Raw genomic sequence first — 24,351 nt, 5'->3', positions numbered from 1 at the left:
CCGCCGCAACCGGACACTGTGCTCCTCACGCAACTGCGCGTCCTTCAAGGACTCCACCGGGCAGGAGGTGATCAGCTCCACCAGCTCCGGGCCAAGGCAGCCGGCCCACGCCGGGGCCGGTCCACTGACCAGCGGAACTCCCGCCGCGGCGAGAGCAGCCACCACCCGCACCGCCGCCACCGGTCCGCTGTGACGCCCCCACTCCACCCGCACCGCACGCAGATCACGCAGACCCGCCACATCCACATCAGTCACCGCACCGTCATCAGGCACCCGCCACCGCGTCCTACCACCAGCGGCCAACACCCACCGACCATCACGCGAGACCAACCGCCCCACCCCGGACTTCGACACCCGCGTGAACCCCATCGGATTCACCACCCGCTCATCCACACCAGGCACATCAGCCACGGACAGGCCGGCTAGGGGACCCGTTCCGTTCCCGGCCAGCGCACCGGGGCGCCCCAGTACTTCCCAGGGGCGTGCGGCAACCGCACCGCCCGTGCCGTCCGGCAGGGGTTCGGTCGGCCCGCGACGGCCTCCCACTACGGCGCGGGCGACCGACGCCAGCACGAGTGCGACCTCCACCGGGTCAGTGAAGGAGAGCGCGCATGACCAGCCCTGGTCCGGCAGTCGGCGCACCCTGGCCTCGAGAAGCCCCTGCCACTGGCCCAGACCGGGCGGCGTCGGAAACGGCGGATCGAAGTGCGGCACGGACGCCTTGACCACGATCACGACGTTCGCCGCCGACGGGAGCCCGTCAGCCAGGTGGACGGCGGTTCGCAGGTCGGCCGTGGTCGCCGCGACGACCAGCACATGGTCGAAGGGATCACCGCAGGGGTGTTCAGCGGCCTGACGAAGGTCGAGGACCTCGGTGCCGGGGCCGAGTCGGCGGCGGTCGAGTCCCTCGGCCGCCCGGGCACCGATGTGGGTGACCAGCAGACGTCCCGCGCCGCGGGAGCGAAGGACGTCCGACAGGGCCCCCTCCATCACGAAGCTGCCCGGGCGGGCACCGATGCGCCCCCGAACACCTGAGCGTCGGACACCCGGCCGCGGCTCTGCTCGCGCAGTTCGGCCACGGACTCGGCCACCGTGCCCAGCTGCTCGGCCAGATCGTCGGCCCGGCCGAACAGCTCGGCCCGGTTCTCCCCGGCGATCTCGGCGACCTCCCGCGCCTGCCGGTCGAGGCCGCGGCGCAGCTGCCTGATCTGGACCGCGGTACGCCGCACCTGGATCAGGAGGAGCAGTACCAGACCGCAGAGCGCGATCAGGGCGGTGACCTGCACGGCTGACCAGATGTCGATCAGCCCGTGGAAGAGCAGAAATCCGTGCACTCCGGACACGGTGAGCACCGAAAACGAGAACAAGAGGACCAGACGCCGCCGCAGAAATCGCAATTCCAACCCCATTCACGCGGAAATAATGATCGCCTCCGAAAGCCGACCCGCACGAAACGAGTGCCAGCGATCGGCTTGCGGACACAGTTCCACCGACCTTGCGCAAGCGAAGAGCCAGTACACCGCGTGTCTCGCGATGTTTACCAACTCCTGAAGCACATTCCAAGAATCGCGGCAGCTATGGGACAAGAATTCTCATAGGGACATATTTGGGACCCTCATGACACAGCAGAAGGGCCGCCCCACCCGGAAATCCCCTAGGGGGATTCGGGAGGAACGGCCCTGCTCCGGGCAGTCCGAGGAACTAGTCCTCCAGGTCGATCTGACGGGCGATGTCCGACTCGATCTCCGCCGAGATCGAGGCCAGGATCTCGTCCGGAACCGCGGAGTCCACGGTCAGGGCGATCAGCGCCTTGCCGCCCTCCTGGTCCCGGATGACCTGCATACCGGCGATGTTGACCTGGGCGTCGCCGAGGAGCGCGCCGACCTTGCCGACGATGCCCGGGCGGTCCTCGTAGGAGAGGAACACCATGTGCTCGTCGAGGCCGATCTCCATCGAGTAGTTGTTGATCTCCACCAGCTTCTCGAACTGGCGGGGCCCGGTCAGCGTGCCCGAGACCGACACGCGGGTGCCGTCGGCCAGCACACCGCGCACCGAGATGAGGTTGCGCCAGTCGGTGCTGTCGTCGCTGGTGACCAGGTTGACCTCGACCCCGCGCTCCTTGGCGAGCAGCGGCGCGTTCACGAAGGTCACGGTGTCCTCGACCACGTCGGTGAACACACCCTTGAGGGCGGCCAGCTCCAGGACCTTGACGTCGTGCTGGGCGATCTCGCCGCGCACCTCGACGTCGATCCGGGCGGCAAGCGCCCCGGCCAGCGAGGTGAACACGCGGCCGAGCTTCTCGGTGAGCGGCAGACCCGGCTTGATCTCCTCCGCGACCCCGGTGCCCTGCACGTTCACCGCGTCCGGAACGAACTCGCCCGACAGGGCCAGCTTCACCGAGCGGGCCACCTGCGTGCCCGCCTTCTCCTGCGCCTCCGCAGTGCTCGCACCCAGGTGCGGGGCCACGACGACGTTCTCGAACTCGAACAGCGGGCTGTCCGTGGTGGGCTCCTTGGCGAACACGTCGATGCCCGCACCGGCGACCCGGCCATCCTTGAGCGCGCGGTAGAGGGCGTCCTCGTCGAGGATGCCGCCGCGCGCGGCGTTGATGACGCGCACCGAGGGCTTGACCTTGCTCAGCGCCTCGTCACCGATCAGGCCCACCGTGTCCTTGTTCTTGGGCAGGTGGATGGTGATGAAGTCGCTGCGCTCGAGCAGGTCGTCCAGGGTGGTCATCTCCACGCCGATCTGGGCAGCGCGCGCGGGCTGCACGAAGGGGTCGTAGGCGATGACCTTGGTGCCAAAGGCCAGCAGGCGCTGGGCGACCAGGGCCCCGATCCGGCCGAGGCCGACCACGCCGACGACCTTCTCGTAGAGCTCCACACCCGTGTACTTGGACCGCTTCCACTCACCGTTGATGAGGGCGTTGTGCGCGGGGGCGGTGTTGCGCGCGCTGGCCAGGAGGAGGTTGATGGCCTGCTCGGCGGCGCTGATGATGTTGGAGGTCGGGGCGTTGACCACCAGGACACCGGCCTTAGTGGCAGCGTCCACGTCCACGTTGTCCAGGCCCACACCGGCGCGGGCGACGACCTGGAGGCGGTTGGCGGCGGCGACGGCCTCGGCGTCGAACTGGGTGGCGCTGCGCACGATCAGGGCGTCGACGTCCGCCAGGGCCGGAAGCAGCTGGGACCGGTCTGCACCGTCCACATGGCGCACTTCGAAGTCCTCTTCGAGAAGCGCGATTCCGGCGGGCGAGAGCTTTTCCGCGACGAGTACGACGGGTTTGGTCACAACGGTTCCTTTTCGGGTGGTGCGACCCGACCGCGCAGGTGGAGGCGCTGCCCGGATCGGGTGTGACGGCCGGTCCAAAGTCTACTAGCGGGGTAGGGAAGCCCGTCGGGCGGATGGGTACACCGCCGACGAAAGAAGAGTCACCCTCCCCCTCACACGCCACCGGGGCGGAGCACACGCCCCGCCCCGGTGGTTCCCACCAGCCTCAGCCAGTGGGGGTGTTCTTTTTCGTTCGTTCACCGGGGAGTCTGGGTTGTGGCAAGCACAGTGCAAGAGGAGTCAAGCCGTTAGCGAGGAACGAGCGTCAGGCGTAGACGACGATGCTGTGCCTGCTTGAACCCAAATCCCTCCGCAAAGGCGGAGAACACCGGAAGAACCGTCGCGCGCCAGCGCGTCCGTTGAGGGCGGTGGCGGGCGACGGGTGGGCCAAAGCGAAGCGGAGGCCCAAAAAGGTACTGCTACGCCTTCAGCCAGCTCATCAGCGGACGCAGTTCGGCGCCCACCTTCTCGATCTGCTCGCCCTGCTCGGCCTCGCGGCGCTTGGTGAAGGTCGGCTGCCCGTTGTCGAACTCGTCCATGAGCTCCTTGGCGTAGGAGCCGTCCTGGATCTCGCCGAGGATCTTGCGCATCTCCTCGCGGGTCTGCTCGGTGATCAGGCGCGGGCCGCGGGTGTAACCGCCGTACTCGGCGTTGTCCGAGACGGACCAGTTCATCTTGGAGATGCCGCCCTCGTACATGAGGTCGACGATCAGCTTGAGCTCGTGCAGGCACTCGAAGTAGGCGATCTCCGGCTGGTAGCCGGCCTCGACCAGGGTGGCGAAACCGGCCTTGACCAGCTCCTCGGTGCCACCGCACAGGACGGCCTGCTCGCCGAAGAGGTCGGTCTCGGTCTCCTCGGTGAAGGTGGTCTTGATGACGCCGGCCTTGGTGCCGCCGATGCCCTTGGCCCACGACAGGGCCAGGTCCCAGGCCTGCCCGCTGGCGTCCTTCTCGACCGCGACCAGGCAGGGCACGCCGCGCCCGGCCTCGTACTGGCGGCGGACCAGGTGGCCCGGGCCCTTGGGGGCGACCATGGCGACGTCGACGCCCTCGGGGGCCTTGATGAAGCCATAGCGGATGCTGAAGCCGTGCCCGAAGAAGAGGGCGTTTCCGGCCTCCAGGTTGGGCGCGATCTCCTGGGCGTACAGGTCGCGGTGGATGTGGTCGGGGACCAGGATCATGACCACGTCGGCCTCGCGGGTGGCCTCGGCGGGGGTGAGGACGCGCAGGCCCTCGTCCTCGGCCTTGGCGCGGCTCTTGGAGCCCTCGGCCAGGCCGATCCGGACGTCCACACCCGAGTCCCGCAGCGACAGCGCGTGCGCGTGGCCCTGGCTGCCGTAACCGATCACGGCGACCTTCTTGCTCTGGATGAGCGCGAGGTCGGCGGCGTCGTCGTAGTACATCTGTGCTGCCACTTGGGGTTACTCCTTGTTTCTTACGTTCTTTGGGGGCGGGGGGTGAGGCCGTCCGGCCGTGTCCGGACAGCCTCTCAGTTCGGGTTCGCCTCGGTGCCGTTTTTCGGCGGCACCTCGGGCGCCAGCGCCTCAGGCAGTGACGTCTAGGCGCTGACGCTGCGGTCAACCGCCCGCAGGGAGCGGTCGGTGATCGAACGGGGTCCCCGACCCAGGGCGACCAGCCCTGACTTCACCAGTTCCCGGATCCCGAAGGGTTCCAGGTTCTTGACCAGGGCATCGAGCTTCTCGGGGTCGCCGGTGGCCTCGATGACAACGACGTCCGGGCTGACGTCCACGACGTGCGCGCGGAAGAGCTCGGCCGTCTGAAGCACATGGGTGCGGCTCGACGCGTCGGCCTTGACCTTGACCAGGAGCAGCTCGCGCTGCACCGACGCGGTGGTGTCCATCTCCACGATCTTGACGACGTTGATCAGCTTGTTGAGCTGTTTGGTCACCTGCTCCAAGGGGTGGAGGTCGCAGTTGACCACGATCGTCATCCGGGACAGTCCGGTGTACTCAGTCGTGCTGACGCTGAGTGAATCGATATTGAATCCACGACGGGAGAAAAGGGCGGAGGCCCGGGCCAGGATGCCCGGGGTGTCCTCGACCAGAACGGAAAGCGTGTGACGGCTCATGGTGGTTCGGCCCTACTCCTAGTCCTGGTGTTCCCAGTTCGGCGCCATGTCGCGCGCGTACTGGATGTTGTCGTTGCTGACGCCGGGGCCGACCATGGGCCAGACCATGGCGTCGTGGTTCACGGTGAAGTCGACGACCACGGGTCGGTCGTTGATCGACATCGCCTTCTCGATGGTGGCGTCGATGTCCTCGGGGCGCTCGCACCGCAGGCCGACGCAGCCGTAGGCCTCGGAGAGGCGGACGAAGTCCGGGATGCGGACCTTCTCGTCCAGCGGCGAGGTCTGCAGGTCGGTGTTGGAGTAACGGCCCTCGTAGAACAGGGTCTGCCACTGGCGGACCATGCCCAGGTTGCCGTTGTTGACCACCGCGACCTTGATCGGGATGCCCTCGATCGCGCAGGTGGCCAGCTCTTGGTTGGTCATCTGGAAGCAGCCGTCGCCGTCCACGGACCAGACCACGCGGTCGGGGTCGCCGACCTTCGCGCCCAGGGCGGCGGGGACGGAGAAGCCCATGGTGCCCAGGCCGCCCGAGTTGACGAAGGCGCCGGGTCGCTCGTAGTCGATGAACTGCGCGGCCCACATCTGGTGCTGGCCCACGCCCGCGACGTAGGTGGCCTCGGGGCCGACGACCTGGCCCAGGCGCTGGATGACCGCCTGCGGTGACAGGGTGCCGTCGTCGGGGGCGTCGAAGCCCTTGGGGTAGGTGGTGCGCAGCTTGTTGAGCTTGTCCCACCAGGCCCCGTAGTCGCCCTGGCGGCCCTTCTCCTGGTCGGCGCGCACGGCCACGACCAGGTCGGCGAGGACCTCGCGGCAGTCGCCGACGATGGGCACGTCCGCGTGGCGGTTCTTGGAGATCTCGGCCGGGTCGATGTCGGCGTGCACGATCTTGGCGTCGGGAGCGAAGCTGTCCAGTCGGCCGGTGACGCGGTCGTCGAAGCGGGCGCCCAGGGCGACGATCAGGTCGGCCTGTTGGAGGGAGCCAACCGCGGCGACGTCGCCGTGCATGCCGGGCATGCCCACGTACAGCGGGTGGCTGTCGGGGAAGACACCGCGGGCCATCAGGGTGGTGACGACCGGGACACCGGTGAGTTCGGCAAGGACGCGCAGTTCGGCCGCGGCACCGGCGCGCAGGACGCCGCCGCCGACGTAGAGGACCGGACGCTTGGCGTCGGCGATCATCCGGGCGGCCTCGCGGACCTGCTTGCCGTGCGGCTTGGTGACCGGGCGGTAGCCGGGCAGGTCCAGGCGCTCGGGCCAGATGAAGTCGGCGTTGTTCTGGAGGGCGTCCTTGGAGATGTCGACGAGCACCGGGCCGGGGCGGCCGCTGGAGGCGATGTGGAAGGCCTCGGCGATGGTCCGGGGGATGTCGCGGACGTCCTTGACCAGGAAGTTGTGCTTGGTGATCGGCATCGTGATGCCGCAGATGTCGGCTTCCTGGAAGGCGTCGGTGCCGATCATCGGGGAGGCAACCTGCCCGGTGATGGCGACCATCGGGACCGAGTCCATGTGGGCGTCGGCCAGCGGCGTCACGAGGTTGGTGGCCCCGGGGCCGCTGGTGGCCATGCACACCCCCGGACGGCCGGTGGCATAGGCGTAGCCCTCCGCGGCGTGCCCGGCCCCCTGTTCGTGGCGCATGAGGATGTGGCGCACCTTGGCCGAGTCGTAGAGGGGGTCGTACGCGGGGAGGATGGCGCCGCCGGGAATCCCGAAGACAGTGTCAACGCCGACGTGCTCCAGCGACCTGATCAGCGATTGGGCGCCGGTCATCTGCTCGGTCATCTCAAGATCCTTCAGCGAGGGTCCAGAGCGGTACAGCGGCTCTGGGGATGGTGGTTTCCGGTTCTCGGCCCTGGTTCGGCAATAAAAAAACCCCCACCGCCCGGTGGCGGTTGAGGGGTGGCGCGCAGCAGAGAAAACTCAGTGGGCTGCGCGCCGACCAAGTACGAGAATCAGGGAGTTGTTCTGCACGCTCACAACATTGGCCGAAGGAGTGCTCACCCGTCAACCAGAACTTAATAATGTCTCACTATGTGAGACAGAAATTTCAACATGCGGCCAGACAGCCCGAATGGCAGCCACTCTGGCCTGCGAAAACAACAAAAAGACCCCCGCCACGTGTAACGCAGAACACGTTGCAGGGATCCGACGCTTCGATCGTAAGCCGGACTTAACACCCCATCCCGGCCCGGGGCCAGGCTTAGGCCTCGAAAAGGTCCTCCGCCTTCTCCACCCTCACGGCCCGCCGCACCCAGGTGTCCAGCAGATCCAGGTCGGTGGTCGCCCCGATCCGTTCGCGGACACCCTCCGAGACAGGGATCCCACGCTCCTCGAGGACCCCCAGGATGGCCTCGGTCCGGCCCTCCTCCCTGCCCTCACGGTAGGGACGCCTCATCGTTTCGCTCTTGTACTCGTAGTCCTTCAGGATCATGAACTTCTCCAATGCTCCAGGAGCCGTGGCCTCCAGGGCCGCGAGCACATAGTCAGAATACAGCGGGGTGGACGAGGCATCGAGGCTCTTCAGGGCTTCGAGCAGGGCGTTCAGCGCGGCCCCGTCCTCGGTCGGATTGTTGGCCATGGCCAGGACGGTCAACACCGGTCGGGCTACCGCCACCTCCAGGTCAGTGACCGGGGTGAGGGTGTCCAGCGCGAGAACCAGGGGGCGGACCTCACCGCACCCCAGGTCGATCGGCTCGGAGAACCGGCCGGCCAACTTCGACGTGGGTGCGAGCACCAGGAGTACCACCGGGCATTCCAGCCGCAACCGGGTGTTGGCCACGTACGCGGGCCATCGGTAGTACTTGCGGGGGTCCGGCTTGTTGTGGGGCTCGACAATGATCCCCAGAACCGAAACCGGGCCGTCCGTCTTCTCGTGTGGGTAGGGCGGCCGTTCACAGACCACCACCGAATCCGAGGTCAGTTGGGTCAATGCTGTGCTCGTGGCTTCGGCCGAGTCGCATCGGACACGGGTGTACTCCGGCAGCGGTTTACCGGTGATCTCCTTGAGGAGTTCGACCACCGACCCGGGATCGTTGCGGATCAGGTCGAGGGGGAACTCGTGCTGATGAGAGGGCATGCCGGAAAAGTAGCGAGTTTCTCCGTGTCTTCGCAGGCGAACACCGCTATGACCACATTGGCCCCGGTTCAGGATCCGAGTTCGGCGGCCACCTCGGCGGCCGCCCTGCGGCCGCTGGCCAGGGCCCCGCTGAGATCACCGTTCTCGGGGAAGCCCGCGGTCTCCGTACCGGCCCAGTGGATCCGGCCGACCGGGCTCCGCAGCACCGGGCCGTACTCGGTCAGGAACCCCGGCGGCATCGGAGACCGGTAGAAGCCGCTGTAGGCCCCGTCGTCGGAGACCGACTGCGCCACCGCCAGCGGTTTGGCCCCCAGAGGCCCCAGGGCACGGGCCACGTTCTCCAGCAGCAGTCCCCGGTGCCGTGCCCGGTCTTCCACCGAAACCTGGTCAGCGCCGAGGGGCGCGTACTCACCGAAGGTGTAGGTGTGTGTCAGGAGGCGGCCGTGAGAGGAGTCCGAAGGGCTGTGGTCGATACTCCACGCGGGGATCCCGTCATCGAAGAAGACCTGTCCGGACCGCCCGAAGTTGCGCCAGAACGGCCGCCAGTAGACCAGCTCCGTCTGGACCACGCCCGCCCTTGGCCACTGCCTCTGCATGCTCCGCCGCCGTTCCGACAGCCGGGGGACGAACTCCACCCGGTCCGCATCGGCGGGGGAGAGGGCCAGCACGACCCGCTCCGCAGCGTACGTACCCCAGTCCCCGTGGACCCGCACCCCCGACTCGTCCTGCTCGACCAGGTCGACGTGGTGCCCGACGCGCACGTCCGCCAGCGCCGCCAGCCGGCGCACCAGGAGACGGGCGTCCAGGCCGAGCCCCTCCTCCTCGGCGGCCGGATCGCGGCCCACGTGCGCGATCAGCCAGAGCAGGCTCACCCGCCCCGTGGGCAGGCCGGCCTCCAGCGTGAGGTGCTCTTCCAACAGGTCGAGCACCTCGGAGTCCGGGGCGTACTCCCGGAGCCAGGAATAGGCCGTCTGCGCGTCGAGGTGCCCGGCCTTCGCGGAGAGCCACGGACTCCCGAAGTCGACGCCCTCTCCGAGCCGGCCGAACCTGTCCAGCAGCCATTCGCCGCCGAACCGACTCCACCAGGGGAGCGACAGGGGCAGGTTGTCCCGACTGGCCGAGACCTCGCCGTCCTCACCGACCCTCAGGTCCTCCAGATCCTGCCGGTGAGCCAGCCTCTCGACGGGAACCTCCAGTTTCCCCGCCAGTTCCAGGAGGTCGCGCTCGTCCGCCCGGATGAACATGGGGGCCGGTGAGAGGCCCTCCAGCTCCGCCCTGGGCATGGCGTCCGCGCGACCGCCGGGGCTGCGGGCCCCGTCCAGCACCACGACCGGGCCCGCACCCCGCGCGCGCAACTCCTCGGCCGCTGACAGCCCCGCGAGCCCCGCGCCGACCACGATGACCTTCGTCCACTCCACCAGCGTCCCCCCGAACACCAGACACACTCGAAGTCCCAACGCCCCCTGCGCGGGAGAAGTTCCGACGGAGAACTCCCTACCCGGTCGTCACAGGTTGGCTCCGGCCTCGCCGCCCACCAGGGACTCCACGCCGCTGGCGGGCATGGGGCGGGCGACCAGGAAGCCCTGGCCGTGGTCGCAGCCCATCACGCGCAGCTGTTCCAGCTGCTCGGGGCGTTCGATGCCCTCGGCCACCACCTGGACGCCCAGGTCGCGGCCGAGCTGGATGATGGTGTGCGTGAGCAGCGTGACCGTGTCGTCGCGTCCCAGGTCGGCGATGAACGACGGGTCGATCTTGATGGCGTCCACGCTCAGCTCGCGCAGGTGCGCCAGGGACGCGTAGCCCATGCCGTAGTCGTCGATGGCCAGGCGCACGCCCAGCTCGCGCAGCTCGCCCAGGCGCGCCACAGCGTCGCCCTGGTCGTCGAGCAGGACCTCCTCGTCCACCTCGAGGGTGAGGACCTCGGCGGGCAGGCCGGTCGCGGCCAGGACGCTCTCGATCGTGCGAACGAACCTCGGGGACAGCACCTGCTTCACGGACAGGTTCACCGAGAGGCCGATGTCCCAGTCCGAGAGCCGCCACACGGCGACCTTCTCGCAGGCCTCGCGGAGGATCCACTCCCCCAGCGGCACGATCAGGCCCGACTCCTCGGCGGCGCCCAGGAAGGCGCCCGGGCCCACCTCCTCGCCGTCGCGGTCCCAGCGCACCAGCGCCTCCACCGCAGTCACCTGGGAGGTGCCCAGGTCCACCACCGGCTGGTACTCCAGGTAGAACTCACCGCCCGCCAGCGCCTCGCGCAGCCGGATCTGGAGTTCCAGGCGAGACACGACCATGTCGTGCATGTGGGCGGCGTAGACCTCCACGTGTCCGGCACCGCGCTCCTTGGCCCTGGTCATCGCCACGTCGGCGTTGCGCAGCAGCTCACCGCTGTCCGTCGCCGCGTCCGCGAAGGCCACACCGATGCTCGCGGTCAGCACGATGTCCCGGTCAGCCACCTGGAAGGGTTCGGAGGCGATCACCCGGCCCAGCCGTTCGGCCAGGTCCACCACCCGCTGCGCCTTGGGCACGTTCTCCACCAGCACCGCGAACTCGTCCCCGCCCCAACGCGCCAGGGTGGCGTTGGCGCCCAGCTCGCCGCGCAGGCGCCGGGCGGCCTGTCCCAGCATGTGGTCGCCGCGCACATGCCCGGCGGAGTCGTTGACCGCGGTGAACCCGTCCAGGTCCAGGAAGATCACCGCCACGTCCCCCGAGGGGTCGTCGCTGATCGCCCGGTGCGCGAGCACGTCGCTGGCCCGCTCCTCCAGGTAGGCGCGGTTGGGCAGGCCGGTGACCCCGTCGTGGAAGGTCAGGTGCTCGACCTCGTCCTGGAGCGCGACCTGGGCACTGATGTCGCTGGTCGTGACCAGCAAGCGGTCGGGCTCGCCCGGCTGCTCGTACAGGGAGATGGTCGAGGAGGTGTGCCGCCAGGTGCCGTCCGCGGCGCGCACCCGCAGCCGCAGGTGCACGCCCTGGCTGGAGCGTTCGGTGAACAGGTCCGTGACGGCCTTGGTGCGGCTCAGGTCCTCGGGGTGGATGAGCGTGCTGACCGGGGCGGCCAGGACGTCGTCCAGTCGGTATCCGAAGGCCTCGGCCGTGCCCGGGCTCATGTAGAAGACACCGCCGTCGCGGTCCAGCACCAGGATGACGTCGCCGCTGTTGCGGGCCAGCTCGTTGAAGTGCCCCTCACGGTTGCGCACCATGCGGGCGAGCGTGGAGGTCTCCTCCAGCATCCCCACCACGCGCAACAGCAGGACCAGTACCGCGGTGCCCGCTGCCAGCGGCAGTACCGGGGCGACGCCGGGCAGGCGCAGCGCCGCCGCGGTGAGCACGACCGTGGCCAGGAAGACCGAGGCCACCGCCGCGATCTCCGGGGCGAAGCGGTACAGCCCGCGGCCGGTGATCCGGCGCGGGGCGGCGCCCGGCCGGTGCTCCAGCAGCCACGGCAGCGCTCCGAGCAGCGCGAAGCCCAGGAAGCGCACGGGCTGCTCGATCCCGCCCGCCACTGGCGGCCCGGTCAGGCGGGTCACCGCGCCGACCATGTCCGAGGCGGCGATAACGATGAGCGCGCCGATCGCCACCAACACCGCGCGCCTGGTGCTGTGCGGCGACATGAACACCAGTGGGATGAGCAGGCACAGCACCACGATGTCGGCGACCGGGTAGACCAGCGCAAAGCCGAGGAACCCGGCCCCCTCGCCCAGTTCCTCATAGAGCGGGGAGAACAGCAGGATCCACACGACCGCGAAGACCGCGGCAGCGCACACGTAGCTGTCGGTGATGTGCCGTACGGCGGTGCGCAGCCCGCCCGGCCAGGGTGCGAACTTGGTGAAGCCGATCACGAAGAGTGGCAGCGCGGCCAGCGCAAAGAGGTCACCCAGGGTGAGCGAGAGAACCGAGGCTCCGCTGAACGTCCGGGTGACGGCGTGAGTGAGACCACCCAAGCACCAGGCCAGCGAGGCCAGTCCGAGGAAGCGCAGGGCCGCGGGGCCGTCGGCCCCGTCCACGTGGGCGGCCCGGTCCGCGCCGGTCCGGGCCCAGCGTCGCGAGGCGAGGAGCAGGGACGTGCCCGCCACCCCGGCGGCCACCGCGGTGGGCCACTGCCCTAGCGAGGCGGCCAGCGTGGACTCCCCTGCCGGGATCAGGGTCCCCAGGAGGTAGAGCAGGAAAAGCGCGCCCAACCCGAACAGCCACAAACGGCGTGCCCTGGTGCCCATCACCAGCCTCCCAGCAGGGGTGTCGCGACCCGAGGGCGTGTTCGGTGGGTGCTGCCCGTCCGCGAGCGGAACAGAAGACCGCGCCGGAGGCGTCCGTTGAGGGGGGTGGCGGGCGACGGGTGGGCCGGTGGTGCCGGCGCAAGGCCGACGAAGGAGTGCCCCTGCTGTGCCCTGCCAGGCAAGCTCCGCAGTGTCGCACAGCGGGGGCCCGCCCCGGTTTGGCTGTCGACTGAGAGATGCACAGCGAAAGTGCCACCGGGGCGACGCGCAGCAGGGTCAGTGCTCGCCGAACACGCCCTGGCGGCCCTCGACCGCCGTCGCGCTCTCTCCTCGAACATGGAGCACCCACCTCGTGATCACTCGAATCAGGACGCGGCGCGGATGCCGCACCGCGAGTCGCCGCCCAGGATCTTCGCGGGACTGGGACAAACGGCGGCGGGGGTGACCCGGCGTACCGCGTGCACCCCCGTGCGTGGACACCCTACGCAACCAAGGTCACACAGCGATTGAGACCCGGACGAGAGATGACGACAGGATCATCACTCTGAGTAGCCAAATCCTGTTGGTGTCCACCCCTGCCGCGCTCGTCCCAGCGGTTCCCGTCCCGACAAAGGGTGGCGGCACCGCGGGTCCCCCTCAGTCCCCACGGCGCCGCACCAAACATAGGAGAACCCGGGTAAGCAGCGGATCAGCTGCCCACGGGCTCCGGAACCGGCTCTAGCTGCTCAGCTTCTCCAGGATGAGCTCGCGGGCGCGGCCCGCGTCGGCCTGACCGCGGGTGGCCTTCATGATGGCGCCGACCAAGGCACCGGCCGCGGCCACCTTGCCGCCGCGCACCTTGTCCGCGGCGTCGGGGTTGTTCGCGATGGCCTCGTCGACCGCGGCACCCAGGGCGCCGTCGTCGCTGACGACCTTCAGGCCGCGGGCCTCCACAACGGCGTCGGGCTCGCCCTCACCCGCGAGGACGCCCTCCACCACCTGGCGGGCCAGCTTGTTGGTGAGCGTGCCCTCGGCGACCAGCGCGATCACACGGGCCACCTGCGCCGGGGTGATGGGCAGGGAGGACAGCTCCACCTCCTGCTCGGTGGCGCGGCGGGAGAGCTCGTTCAACCACAGCTTGCGGGCCTCCGCCGAGGGGGCGCCCTCGACGACGGTCGCCTCGACCAGGCCGATGGCGTCGGCGTTGACTAGGTCGCGCAGCTCGGTGTCGGAGAGGTTCCACTCGGCCGTGACCCGGGCGCGCTGGGCGGCGGGCAGCTCGGGCAGGGTGGCGCGCAGCTCCTCGATCCACTCCGCGGACGGGGCGACCGGGACGAGGTCGGGGTCCGGGAAGTAGCGGTAGTCCTGCGCCTCTTCCTTGGAGCGGCCCGACGTGCTGCGGCCCAGGTGCTCCTGGAAGTGGCGGGTCTCCTGCACGACCCGCTCCCCGGCGTCCAGGACACCGGCCTGGCGCTCGATCTCCGAGCGCACGGCGCGCTCGACGGAGCGCAGGGAGTTGACGTTCTTGGTCTCGCTACGGGTGCCCCACTCGCCAGCGCCGCGCTCGTTGATGGAGACGTTCACGTCGCAGCGCATGGAGCCCTCCTCCATCCGCACGTCGGAGATACCCAGCGAGCGGACGAGGTCGCGCAGCTCGGCGGCGTAGGCGCGGGCGACCAGCGGGGCGAGGGAGTCGGTGCCGGTGATCGGCTTGGTGACGATCTCCAGCAGCGGGATGCCCGCGCGGTTGTAGTCGACGTTGGAGTGGCTGGCGCCGTGGATCCGGCCAGTGGAGCCGCCGACGTGGGAGGACTTGCCGGTGTCCTCCTCCATGTGGACGCGCTCGATCTCCACCCGGAACTCGCGCGGACCCTCGGGGGTGTCCACGGTGACGTTGAGGTAGCCGTCCACGCAGATCGGCTCGTCGTACTGCGAGATCTGGTAGTTCTTCGGCATGTCCGGGTAGAAGTAGTTCTTCCGGGCGAACCGGCCCCAGGGGGCGATGGAGCAGTTGAGCGCCAAGCCCAGCCGGATCGCGCCTTCGACCGCCTTCTCGTTCACCACCGGGAGCGAGCCCGGGAACGCCAGGCAGACCGGGCACACCTGGGTGTTGGGGTCGGCGCCGAAGGCGGTGGGGCAGGGGCAGAACATCTTCGAGGCGGTGCCCAGTTCGATGTGGGTCTCCAGGCCAAGCACCGGCTCGTACTTGTCCAGCGCCTGCTCAAAGCTAGGAGTTACCGCGTGGGCCATCGCCGCAAACCCGTTTCCGTAGAGGACATACCTTCCAGGTCAGCCTACCGAGGCTCAGAGGCCCGGTGACCCCCTTCCCCGATGTGGCGCAACCAACGGCCCCGATACGGCGCGGTTGACGGATGTCACGGCAAGCACACGATTGGGCCGCTGTAGAGGCGATCTCCCTCGGTAACGGGTGCCGGACCGTTAGTCTTGACAACCCAGGAACACGATTTCGCCAGTTGGGGCACCGCGCCCTTTTCACCCTTCGCACGGGAGCGCCTGAGCATGTCCGGCATCTTGCGTCGGTGCGCCGCGCTGCTTTCCGCCTCCGCACTGATCAGCACCCTGGTCGCCGTTCCAGCGGCGGCCGATGATTTCTCACGCGTGGACCGAGACCCGGTCGCGGGTCTTCCCGTCGTACTCTCCGACGGCGCCGAGGCCGACACCGCGCTGTTCAGCCTCCGCGTGGCCGACGAAGACTCGGTGCGCGCCTACGCGCTGCTCGCGGACGAGGAGGTGCGCCCGCGCACCGCCTACGTGGAGTCAGCGTGGGCGGACCGTGCGGAGTGGACCGAAACCGTCCGAGCCCCCGCGCCCGCGGACCGGGCCAGCTGGATCGTGAGCAATTCCTACCCGAACCTGACCCTCCCGGCTCTGGGGCTGGCCTCCGGCGTGCTGTACCTGGAGGAGGAGCATGCCATCGCGGCGACCCAGGCCGCCCTGTGGAACGTGCTGGACGGGGCCGAGCTGGACCCGGACGCCAACCACCAGGACGTCGTCACCGTGTACACGCACCTGGTCGAGGGCAGCAACGGCGCGGAGGGCGGCACGACCGCCCGTTCCGTGGAGCTCTCCCCCCACCACATCGAGGCGGTCTCCCCAGAGGAGCCGCTGGGCCCGCTGACGGTCTCCAGCGCGAGTGAGGACCCGGTGCGCCTCTCGCTGCGCGGCGCCCCGGCGTCGTGGCTGGTGGACGCCGGAGGCGAGGAGGTCTCGCAGGCCCACGACGGCGACGAGGTCTACCTGGCCGTGGACCCGTCGGTCCCGGCCGGGGTGGCCACCCTGCACGTGCGCGGCAACCAGGTCCCCCTGGAGGAGGGCCGCCTGTTCATCGGCCGGGAGGGTGTGCGGACGCAGCCGCTGATCACCGCCGAGCCGGGTTCGGCGACGAGTTCGACCACCGCGACGTTCACCTGGAACCGCGAGGAGCCGGAGGAGCAGGCCGCGGCGGTCGAGACCGAGGAGCCGGTGGAGTCCGAGAACTCCGAGGAGTCCGAGACCCGGGAGCTACCCCCAGCCGAACCCCTGGTCGAGGAGGCCGAGACCCCGGAGACGGAGGCCCCGGACGCCGAGGGCGGGCTGGCACTCACCGGCACCTGGCTGTCCGGACTGCTGGTCATCGCGGGGGCGCTGGTCGTGTCCGGCCTGCTCATCCTGGTTCTGGGTCGTCAACGGCGCGACTGAGGCCCTGCTGAGGCGCCGCCGCTGAGAAGCCTCCGAGAATCACCCGGAAAGCAGCTGGGAACAGCGGAAACACCCTTTACTGAAACCCGGTTCCATAACACCCGGCCATAATGCGGATCCGCCTTGCGCTGTTTTGTTCTGGCCCGTAACACGTCATATTTTTCGCGAACCGGGTTGGAAGTGGTGAATGGGATCGCTAGTATCAGCCGGGCGGTCGGCTTTCCCACGACGCACGCGGCCCGCTCCCGCGCCTGCGAGCCCCAACCGGAAAGACCACGCCCGTCCCCGACCTGTCACAGAGTCCCTGCTCCGACTCGATGACACTCGAACCGGGCGACCCCGCGACGCGCCTCTCCCTATCCACTGAGGGCGTCCACCACGTGGCGACCGCATCCGCCGTTCACGGCTTCCCATCGACCTGGGCGGATTCCATCCGGTTACCCCTAGAAGACACCGGGACACAACTTGAGTAACTTCTCCTTCCCCCGTTCCGTCGGGCGCGCTGGCCTCGCCGCCTCCGCCGCGGCGTTCCTCGCCCTCGGCCTGGCCGCCCCCGCGGCCGCCGATGAGGTCGAGACCTACGAGGGCTCCACCGTCGGCCAGTACACCGGGAACGCCGAAAGCGGCCCCGATATCTACATGACCGGCGACTCCTCCGCGCCCGCGAGCTTGTTCAACCTCAAGCTGAAGGACCAGGACACGGTCCTCACCGCCTACTGCATCGACTTCCGCACCAACATCCGGCGCAACGCCTGGTACAAGGAAGACGACTGGGCCAACTACCCGGGCAAGGGCGACTTCGCCCAGCCGGGCAAGGTCCACTGGATCCTGCAGCACTCCTACCCGAACGTCGACGCCGCCGCGCTGGGCGCTGAGGCCGGGGTGGACGGCCTCAGCAACGAGGACGCCCTGTCGGGCACCCAGGCCGCCATCTGGCACTTCAGCAACGACATGGAGCTGGACCTCGACGACAGCAGGAACAGCGACGCCGTCAAGGCCGTCTACACCTATCTGACCGAGAGCGCCGTCGAGCTCCCCCAGACCGACGAGCCCAAGGCCGCGCTGAGCATCACCCCGGACGAGGCCGCCAGCGGCCAGGCGGGCGAAATCGTCGGTGAGTTCCTCATCGAGACCAACGCCGCTGAGATTCCGGTCAGCCTGGAAGCCCCCGATGGTGTCGAGCTGGTCGACATCGAGACCGGTGAGGCCGTCGAGAGCGTCAGCAACGGCGACAAGGTCGGCTTCGGTGTTCCCGCCGACGCCGCCGAGGGTGAGGCCTCCTTCACACTGGAGGCCACCTCCAGGGTCGAGACCGGACGTCTGTTCCAGGGCAAGGACCCGAACAAGCCCACCCAGACGCTGATCACCGCCGAGGGCGGCCAGACCAAGGTCTCCGCTTCGGCCAGCGGTTCCTGGACCGAGGGCGAGCCCGAGCCCAGCCCGTCCCCTTCGCCCAGCCCGACCCCGAGCGACAAGCCCACGGAGCCGGGTGACAAGCCGACCGAGCCGGGCGACAAGCCCACCGCGCCGGACGACAAGCCGGCCCCGCCCGCGGACGACCAGCCGACCCTGCCGGTGACCGGTGGCGCGCTCGCCGGCCTGGTCGCGGCCGGTGTGGCCGCCCTGGGTGCCGGTGGCGGTGCCCTCTACCTGAGCCGCAAGCGCAAGGCGGCCGCCGGTGAGGAGACGGACGCCTAAGGGTTGACCCCCGGCTCCGGCTCCCCGCACCGCGAAAGCGCTGCCAGGGTTCTGCAAGACGAGTCAAGCCGCTAGCGAGGAACGAGCGTCAGGCGCCGACGAGGATGAAGAATCCCTGGCTTCTCCAAGCGCTTGAGCACCGAGCGAAGCGAAGCGGAGCTCAAAAGCAGCACCGCGGGTAGCACACGAGGGCCCGTCCCGGTGAGAGATCACCGGGACGGGCCCTTCGTCTTCACTCACAAACCCGCAGCTCAGTGGACATACCAGGAGTTTTCTTCCAGGGCGGCTTGGAGGTGACCCCACACATCGCTAATATCGGACAGGCACAAACCATTACTGCTGTGCCACCGGACTCATTCAAGGTCCGAAGCCGCTCCGGCCCCTCCCGGGTGCGTCCTCCTCTTTTTTTCTTCTCGCCGCCGTACGCCCCCTTGGGGCCGTGTGGCACAGCACCTCATGACAGGACACGACGTGAAGCACTCCCCCAACCTCCGGACCGCCGGTCGCGCGGGTCTCGCGGTCTCCGCCGCGGCGCTGCTGACCTTCGGCCTGGCAGCTCCGGCCGCCGCTGACACCGTGGGTACCTACGAGGGCTCCGTGCGGGCTCAGTACGTGGGCAACCACGAGACCGGCGAGACCGTGACCATGAGCGCGGGCACGATCGGCACCAACCTCTTCAGGCTCCAGCTTGAGGACGGCAGCGAGCTCATCACGTACTGCATCGACATCGAGACGGGTATCCGCTCGAGCGCCTGGTACAAGGAAGACGACTGGGCCAACTACCCGGGCAAGGGCGACTTCGCCGAACCCGGCAAGGTCCACTGGATCCTGCAGAACGGTTACCCGAGCAAGGGCGCCGACGAGTTCAACTCCCTTCCCGGTGCCAACCGGGTCGAAGGCAAGCACGCCCTGGCCGCCACCCAGGCCGCCATCTGGCACTACAGCAACGGCGCCACCCTCACCCGCGGTCACGCCAACGTGAAGGCGATCTACAACCACCTGATCGAGAACGCCGAGGAGCTGGCCAACGAGCCCGCGCCGACCCTGAGCGTCACCCCGGACAGCGCCACCGGCCAGGCCGGTGACACCGTGGGCGAGTTCCAGATCTCGACCAACGCCGCTGAGGTGCCGATCTCCCTGGACGCCCCCGAGGGTGTCGAGCTGGTCGACATCTCCACCGGTGAGCCGGTCGGCGAGTCCCTGAGCGACGGCGACAAGGTCGGATTCTCCGTGCCCGACGACGCCGACGCGGGCGAGGCCTCCTTCAGCCTGGAGACCACCGCCACCGTCCAGCAGGGCCGCCTGTTCAAGGGCGAGAGCGCGCACAAGGCGACCCAGACCCTGATCACCGCCAAGGACAGCGACGTCTCCGTCAAGGCCTCCGCCTCCGTCGAGTGGTCCAAGGCCGACGAGCCCGAGCCGAAGCCGACCCCGGAGCCCGAGCCCAGCCCGTCCCCGTCGCCCACCCCGACCGACGAGCCGGACCCGAAGCCGACCCCGACCGGCGAGCCCAGCAAGCCGGCGGAGGACGACAAGCCTGCCCCCGGCACGAAGGACGACGAGCCCACGCTGCCCGTGACCGGTGGCGCGCTGCTCGGTCTCGTGGCCGCCGGTGTGGCCGCCCTGGGTGCCGGTGGCGGTGCCCTCTACCTGAGCCGCAAGCGCAAGAGCGGTGCCAACGGCACTGACCTGGGCGCCTAGGACTCAGCGAACGCGAAGGGCCGGTCCGACTGACCGCCCTGTTCGAAGGGGCCCGTCCCGCGAGTGATTCGCGGGGCGGGCCCTTTGTCATGCGAACAGCAACAAAAGTCCTTTTTTCGACACAGCACGTCCCTTAGGCCGAGCGGTTTACACCCGGCATGCCGAATGGCTGATGTCGGCCAGATCTAAAAACTTCCGTTGTGTTACGTGACTCCCTGTGAAAACCTCGCCCAACGGCAGCAGAGCACTCACGCCGTGCATTCCACAGCATTCCTGGCACTCGCTTCGCACCGGGCGACCGCTGCCACCGGGTGGAACACCTCAGGAAGAGAAGTGACACACTTGTCCCTCCGCAAACCCTCCGGGCGTGTGCCCCTCGCCGCCACGACCTCAGCGCTGCTCGTGTTCGGGCTGGCGGCCCCAGCCGCCGCGGAACCCGCGCCCTACCAGGGTTCGGTTCGCGGGCAGTACACGGGCGTCGCCGAACACGGCCACTCGGTCACCATGCAGGGTGAACCCTTCACCACCACGGCCACGTTCAACGTGCACCTGGACGACAGCGACCAGATCCTCACCACCTACTGCATCGACTTCCGCACCGGACTGGTCGAGGACGCCTGGTACCGCGAGGACCAGTGGGAGAGCTATCCCGGCCAGGGCGACTTCGCCGAACCCGGCAAGGTGCACTGGATCCTGAAGAACTCCTATCCGGTGGTCGACGTCGCGGACCTGGAAGAGGAAGCCGAAATGGCGCGCCTCACCGAGTCCGAGGCACTCACCGCGACCCAGGCCGCCATCTGGCACTTCAGCAACGAGCTGGACCTGGAAAGGGTGGAGCAGAGCCCCGAACTCACCGACAACGTCAACGGCGGCAACGTCACCCACCTGTACAACCACCTGATCGACAACGCCGAGGACCTGCCCAACGAGCCGGGTTCCGCGCTCACCGTCAGCCCGGGTCAGGGTTCGGGACTGGCCGGGGAGGACATCGGCGAGTTCACCGTCGAGACCAGCGCCGAGAGCATCCCGGTGCGGCTGAACGCCCCCGACGGGGTGGAGCTGGTCGACGCCGGGAACGGCGAGGCCGTGGACGAGGTCAGCAGCGGGGACACCGTCGCCTTCTCCGTGCCCGCGGACGCCGAGGCGGGCGAGGCCACCCTCGTCCTGGAGGCCAACGCGGCCGTGGAGACCGGCCGCCTGTTCAAGGGCGAGGACGGCGACAACCCGACGCAGACGCTCATCACAGCGCAGGACAGCGAGATCGTCGTGTCCGAGGTCGCCACGGTGGCCTGGGACTCCGCGGGCGGCACCCCGCCCGTGGTGGAGTCCACCGAGGAGCCCAGCCCGTCCCCCGTGGCGGACGAGGCTGCGGCGCCCGACCAGGGCGGACTGGCGATCACCGGTAACGCCGTGATCGCGCTGGTCGTGGCCGCGCTCGTCGCGATCGCCAGTGGTGGCGCCGCCCTCTTCCTGGCCCGCCGCCGCAAGGCCGCTGCCCCCGAATAGGAGGCCCGGCTCAGCGGCCCGACACAAACGGACGCCCTCCGCTCCCGAACCGGGAACGGAGGGCGTGACGTCTGCTTCGTACTACACGACCGCGTACGGGCTGCGGGCGATCAACGACCCGTGCCGCTCGGTCAGGGCGCGCTCGACGGCGGCCGCGACCCGGTAGGTGCGGTCGTCGGCCAGCGGCGGGGCCATAATCTGGAAGCCGACCGGCAGGTCGTCCTCCGGGGCCAGCCCGCACGGCACCGACAGTGACGCGTTCCCGGCCAGGTTGGACGGGATCGTGCACAGGTCGGCCAGGTACATGGCCATCGGGTCCTCGGCACGCTCACCGATCGGGAACGCGGTGGTCGGGGTGGTCGGCGAGACCAGCACGTCCACGTTCTCGAAGGCGGCGTCGAAGTCGCGCTTGATCAGCGTACGCACCTGCTGGGCGCTGCCGTAGTAGGCGTCGTAGTAGCCGCTGGACAGCGCGTAGGTGCCCAACATGATCCGGCGTTTGACCTCGGGACCGAAGCCCTGCGCACGGGTCAGCGACATGACCTCCTCAGCGCTGCGCGTGCCGTCGTCGCCGACCCGCAGGCCGTACCGCATCGCGTCGAAGCGGGCCAGGTTCGAGGAGGCCTCGCTGGGCGCGATGAGGTAGTAGGCGCTCAAGGCGGCGTCGAAGCTGGGGCAGGACACCTCGACGACCTTCGCGCCCAGGGACTCCAACAGCTCCACAGTCTCGCGGAAGCGCTGGCGCACGCCGGGCTGGAAACCGTCGCTGTCCAGCTCCTTGACCACGCCGACGCGCAGGCCCTCGACGTCACCGATCCGGGCGGCGTCGACCACCGGCGGCACGGCCGCGTCGATGGAGGTGGAGTCGCGCGGGTCGTGACCGGAGAAGGCCTCGTGGAGCAGGGCGGCGTCCAGCACGTTGCGCGCGAACGGGCCCGGGGTGTCCAGGGAGGAGGCGAAGGCGATCATCCCGTAACGGGAGGAGCCGCCGTAGGTGGGCTTGCCGCCGACCAGGCCGCAGACCGCTGCGGGCTGGCGGATGGAGCCGCCGGTGTCGGTCCCGGTGGCCAGGGGCGCCTCGAAGGCCGCCACGGCCGCGGAGGAACCGCCGGAGGAGCCACCGGGGATGCGGTCGGTGTCCCACGGGTTGCGGGTGACCTGGTAGGCCGAGTTCTCCGTGGAGGAGCCCATCGCGAACTCGTCCATGTTGGTCTTGCCCAGGATGACCAGACCGGCCCCGCGCAGACGCTCGGTGACGGTGGCGTCGTAGGGCGGCTGCCAGCCTTCGAGGATCTTGGAGGCGGCGGTGGTGGGCATGTCCTTGGTGGTGAACACGTCCTTGTGCGCGATCGGCACACCGGCGAGCGGGCCGAGTTCGGCACCGGCGGCGCGCTGGGCGTCCACCTCGCGGGCCTGGGCGAGCGCGGACTCGCGGCCCACGTGCAGGAAGGCGCCGATGGCGCCGTCGACCGACTCGATGCGGTCGAGGTAGGCGGTGGTGGCCTCCTCGGAGGAGACCTCACCCGCCTTGATGGCCGCGCCGAGGTCGGCGGCGCTGAGCCCGATGACGTCGCTCATCTACTCTTCCTCCCCAAGGATCCGCGGCACCCGGAAGCGCTGCTCCTCCACCGCGGGGGCACCGGCCAGGGCCTGCTCGGGGGTGAGGCCGGGCTTGGCCTCGTCGGGGCGGTAGACGTTGGTCAGCGGCAGGGCGTGCGAGCTCGGCGGGATGTCGCCCTGGGCGACCTCCTGCACCTTGGCCACGGCGGTGAGGATGTCACCGAGCTGGGCGGCGAGCGTGTCGAGCTCGCTCTCGTCGAGTGCCAGCCGCGACAACCGGGCGAGGTGCGCGACCTCATCACGGGTGATGGCGGTCATCAGTAGAGAACCGTTTCTTCGGCGGACGGGTGATCAGCCCAATCCTATTGGCCCGCCACCGCTCCCGGTGCCGGTCCGCGACCAGACACCCTCTTCCCGCCGTGACGCTTCTATGTCAAGTGGCGGGCTGAAGAGAGACCTCAGCCCGCCCTCTCACCACTTGATCAGCGACCATCGCCCGATACACCACATCCGCCAGATGCCGCTTCAAAGCCCGATACGCACCCTTGGTGCCCTTAGCCTCCTCCCGGGAACGCACGAACTCCCGCGCTGGCTCACCAAGCCGAACCTGGACCACCCCGATCGAGTGCAGCGCCCGGTTCACCTGCCGGTTCCCACCCCGGTGCAACCGATGACGATCCCGCCCAGAGGAAAACACCGGAATCGGCGCGCTCCCCGCCCACCGCGCCATCTTCGCCGAGGTCGCAAACCGCGACACATCCCCCACCTGCGAGAGCAACACCGCAGCCCAGACCACACCCACACCACGAATCCCCAACAAGTTCGGCGCCAACGGCTCCACCAGCTCCTTGAGACGCCGCTCCACCTCGGCAGCACGCACGAACAGGGTGTGGATCTCCTCCAGCTGCTCCAGCAGCACCCACCGCGCCACCTCGTCCAGCTCGGCCCCCTCCACCAGAGCACGCACCCGACCCACCTTGGCCCGGGTTTTCAATGCCCCCTTGCCCAGGCGGTGGTCCAGCTCGATGTGCACCGCCGCCAGCACCCGGTTGGTCAGGGCCACACGCTGATCGGTCAGGTTCTGGCGCAGGCCCACCAGCGAACGCACCTTCCGCACCTGCGGGTCAATCCGGTGGCGGGCCAGGTCAGGGGTGGCCAGGGCCGCACGTGCGATGGCCACCGCGTCGATCACGTCGGACTTGGCGCCCACCGGCCCGCTGAGGCGGCGGTGGGCGGCCATGGCGCGCGGTGGCACCCACACCACTTCCTGGCCCGCTCCCAGCAGAGCGTCGGCCAGGGCCCGGCCCAGGCCGGGGCCGCCCTCGATGGCCCACAGCACCGGGCCGTTTCCGGCCAGGGCGCGGATCCAGGTCAAGAGCTGGCCCAGGGCCTCGGGGCCAGTCTTGACCTTCTTGGCCCTGCCCAGGCGGGTGCCGTCCTGGGCCAGCGCGACGGCCTGGTGCATGTCCTTGTGCGGATCGATACCCACTGTCACCATGGTGGTG

General features: G+C 69.2%; 16 protein-coding genes and 1 pseudogene. 4 read left to right on the top strand and 13 right to left on the bottom strand.

Annotated features, from left to right (window positions below; translation table 11 throughout):
* The 10 genes and pseudogenes from D457_RS32330 to gatB all read right to left on the bottom strand — a co-directional run.
* A pseudogene (locus D457_RS32330) lies at positions 1 to 990 on the bottom strand (glycosyltransferase); the annotation flags it as partial.
* Positions 990 to 1,334 (bottom strand): hypothetical protein, encoded by a 345-nt coding sequence (locus tag D457_RS0110755; RefSeq protein WP_239646063.1) that lies wholly within the window; start codon positions 1,332 to 1,334, stop codon positions 990 to 992. The pseudogene D457_RS32330 and the gene D457_RS0110755, both read right to left, overlap by 1 nt.
* A 367-nt stretch (positions 1,335 to 1,701) precedes the next feature.
* Positions 1,702 to 3,291 (bottom strand): phosphoglycerate dehydrogenase, encoded by a 1,590-nt coding sequence (gene serA / locus D457_RS0110750; protein ID WP_017580670.1) that lies wholly within the window; start codon positions 3,289 to 3,291, stop codon positions 1,702 to 1,704.
* 458 nt (positions 3,292 to 3,749) lie between these two features.
* Positions 3,750 to 4,745 carry a ketol-acid reductoisomerase gene (gene ilvC, locus D457_RS0110745; protein WP_193374479.1) on the bottom strand — a complete coding sequence of 332 codons (996 nt, stop codon included), beginning with the start codon at positions 4,743 to 4,745 and terminating at the stop codon, positions 3,750 to 3,752.
* Positions 4,746 to 4,888: 143 nt separating this feature from the next.
* Entirely contained in the window at positions 4,889 to 5,419 is a 531-nt protein-coding gene (gene ilvN / locus D457_RS0110740; RefSeq protein WP_017580668.1) for an acetolactate synthase small subunit, read from the bottom strand.
* A gap of 18 nt (positions 5,420 to 5,437) precedes the next feature.
* Entirely contained in the window at positions 5,438 to 7,198 is a 1,761-nt protein-coding gene (locus D457_RS0110735; RefSeq protein WP_017580667.1) for an acetolactate synthase large subunit, read from the bottom strand.
* A 418-nt stretch (positions 7,199 to 7,616) separates the two neighbouring features.
* Positions 7,617 to 8,492, bottom strand: a complete 876-nt coding sequence (locus D457_RS32325) for a hypothetical protein (protein ID WP_017580666.1) — start codon at positions 8,490 to 8,492, stop codon at positions 7,617 to 7,619.
* 68 nt (positions 8,493 to 8,560) lie between these two features.
* The gene (locus D457_RS0110725) at positions 8,561 to 9,928 is read right to left on the bottom strand and encodes a flavin monoamine oxidase family protein (RefSeq protein WP_239646062.1); all 1,368 of its coding nucleotides are present in this window, start codon (positions 9,926 to 9,928) and stop codon (positions 8,561 to 8,563) included.
* 69 nt (positions 9,929 to 9,997) lie between these two features.
* Positions 9,998 to 12,703 carry a putative bifunctional diguanylate cyclase/phosphodiesterase gene (locus tag D457_RS0110720; protein WP_017580664.1) on the bottom strand — a complete coding sequence of 902 codons (2,706 nt, stop codon included), beginning with the start codon at positions 12,701 to 12,703 and terminating at the stop codon, positions 9,998 to 10,000.
* A 717-nt stretch (positions 12,704 to 13,420) separates the two neighbouring features.
* On the bottom strand, positions 13,421 to 14,932 hold the full coding sequence (gene gatB, locus D457_RS0110715) for an Asp-tRNA(Asn)/Glu-tRNA(Gln) amidotransferase subunit GatB (RefSeq protein ID WP_017580663.1): 1,512 nt from the start codon (positions 14,930 to 14,932) through the stop codon (positions 13,421 to 13,423).
* Positions 14,933 to 15,202: 270 nt separating this feature from the next.
* On the opposite strand from gatB, the gene D457_RS0110710 reads away from it, so the two are divergent.
* The 4 genes from D457_RS0110710 to D457_RS0110695 all read left to right on the top strand — a co-directional run bounded on the left by D457_RS0110710 (position 15,203) and on the right by D457_RS0110695 (position 21,286).
* A complete protein-coding gene (locus D457_RS0110710; protein WP_017580662.1) occupies positions 15,203 to 16,381 on the top strand; it encodes a thioester domain-containing protein in 1,179 nt (392 codons plus the stop codon).
* 465 nt (positions 16,382 to 16,846) lie between these two features.
* Complete coding sequence (locus D457_RS0110705; RefSeq protein ID WP_017580661.1) at positions 16,847 to 18,079, top strand: thioester domain-containing protein; 1,233 nt, start codon at positions 16,847 to 16,849, stop codon at positions 18,077 to 18,079.
* A 471-nt stretch (positions 18,080 to 18,550) separates the two neighbouring features.
* Entirely contained in the window at positions 18,551 to 19,780 is a 1,230-nt protein-coding gene (locus D457_RS0110700) for a thioester domain-containing protein (RefSeq protein WP_017580660.1), read from the top strand.
* Between the two features lie 333 nt (positions 19,781 to 20,113).
* Entirely contained in the window at positions 20,114 to 21,286 is a 1,173-nt protein-coding gene (locus D457_RS0110695) for a thioester domain-containing protein (RefSeq protein WP_026116528.1), read from the top strand.
* Positions 21,287 to 21,367: 81 nt separating this feature from the next.
* Here the strand turns inward: D457_RS0110695 and gatA are convergent, their stop codons facing one another.
* The 3 genes from gatA to D457_RS32320 all read right to left on the bottom strand — a co-directional run bounded on the left by gatA (position 21,368) and on the right by D457_RS32320 (position 24,344).
* Complete coding sequence (gene gatA, locus D457_RS0110690; RefSeq protein WP_017580658.1) at positions 21,368 to 22,864, bottom strand: Asp-tRNA(Asn)/Glu-tRNA(Gln) amidotransferase subunit GatA; 1,497 nt, start codon at positions 22,862 to 22,864, stop codon at positions 21,368 to 21,370.
* Positions 22,865 to 23,164 carry an Asp-tRNA(Asn)/Glu-tRNA(Gln) amidotransferase subunit GatC gene (gatC, locus tag D457_RS0110685; protein WP_017580657.1) on the bottom strand — a complete coding sequence of 100 codons (300 nt, stop codon included), beginning with the start codon at positions 23,162 to 23,164 and terminating at the stop codon, positions 22,865 to 22,867.
* A gap of 115 nt (positions 23,165 to 23,279) precedes the next feature.
* A complete protein-coding gene (locus D457_RS32320; RefSeq protein WP_017580656.1) occupies positions 23,280 to 24,344 on the bottom strand; it encodes an IS110 family RNA-guided transposase in 1,065 nt (354 codons plus the stop codon).
* Between the last annotated feature and the right edge of the window lie 7 nt (positions 24,345 to 24,351).

The organism is Nocardiopsis valliformis DSM 45023 (assembly GCF_000340985.1).
Taxonomy (GTDB): Bacteria; Actinomycetota; Actinomycetes; order Streptosporangiales; family Streptosporangiaceae; genus Nocardiopsis; species Nocardiopsis exhalans.
Note: the sequence above shows the minus strand (reverse complement) of the source record. Positions and strands in the feature narration are given on the sequence as shown.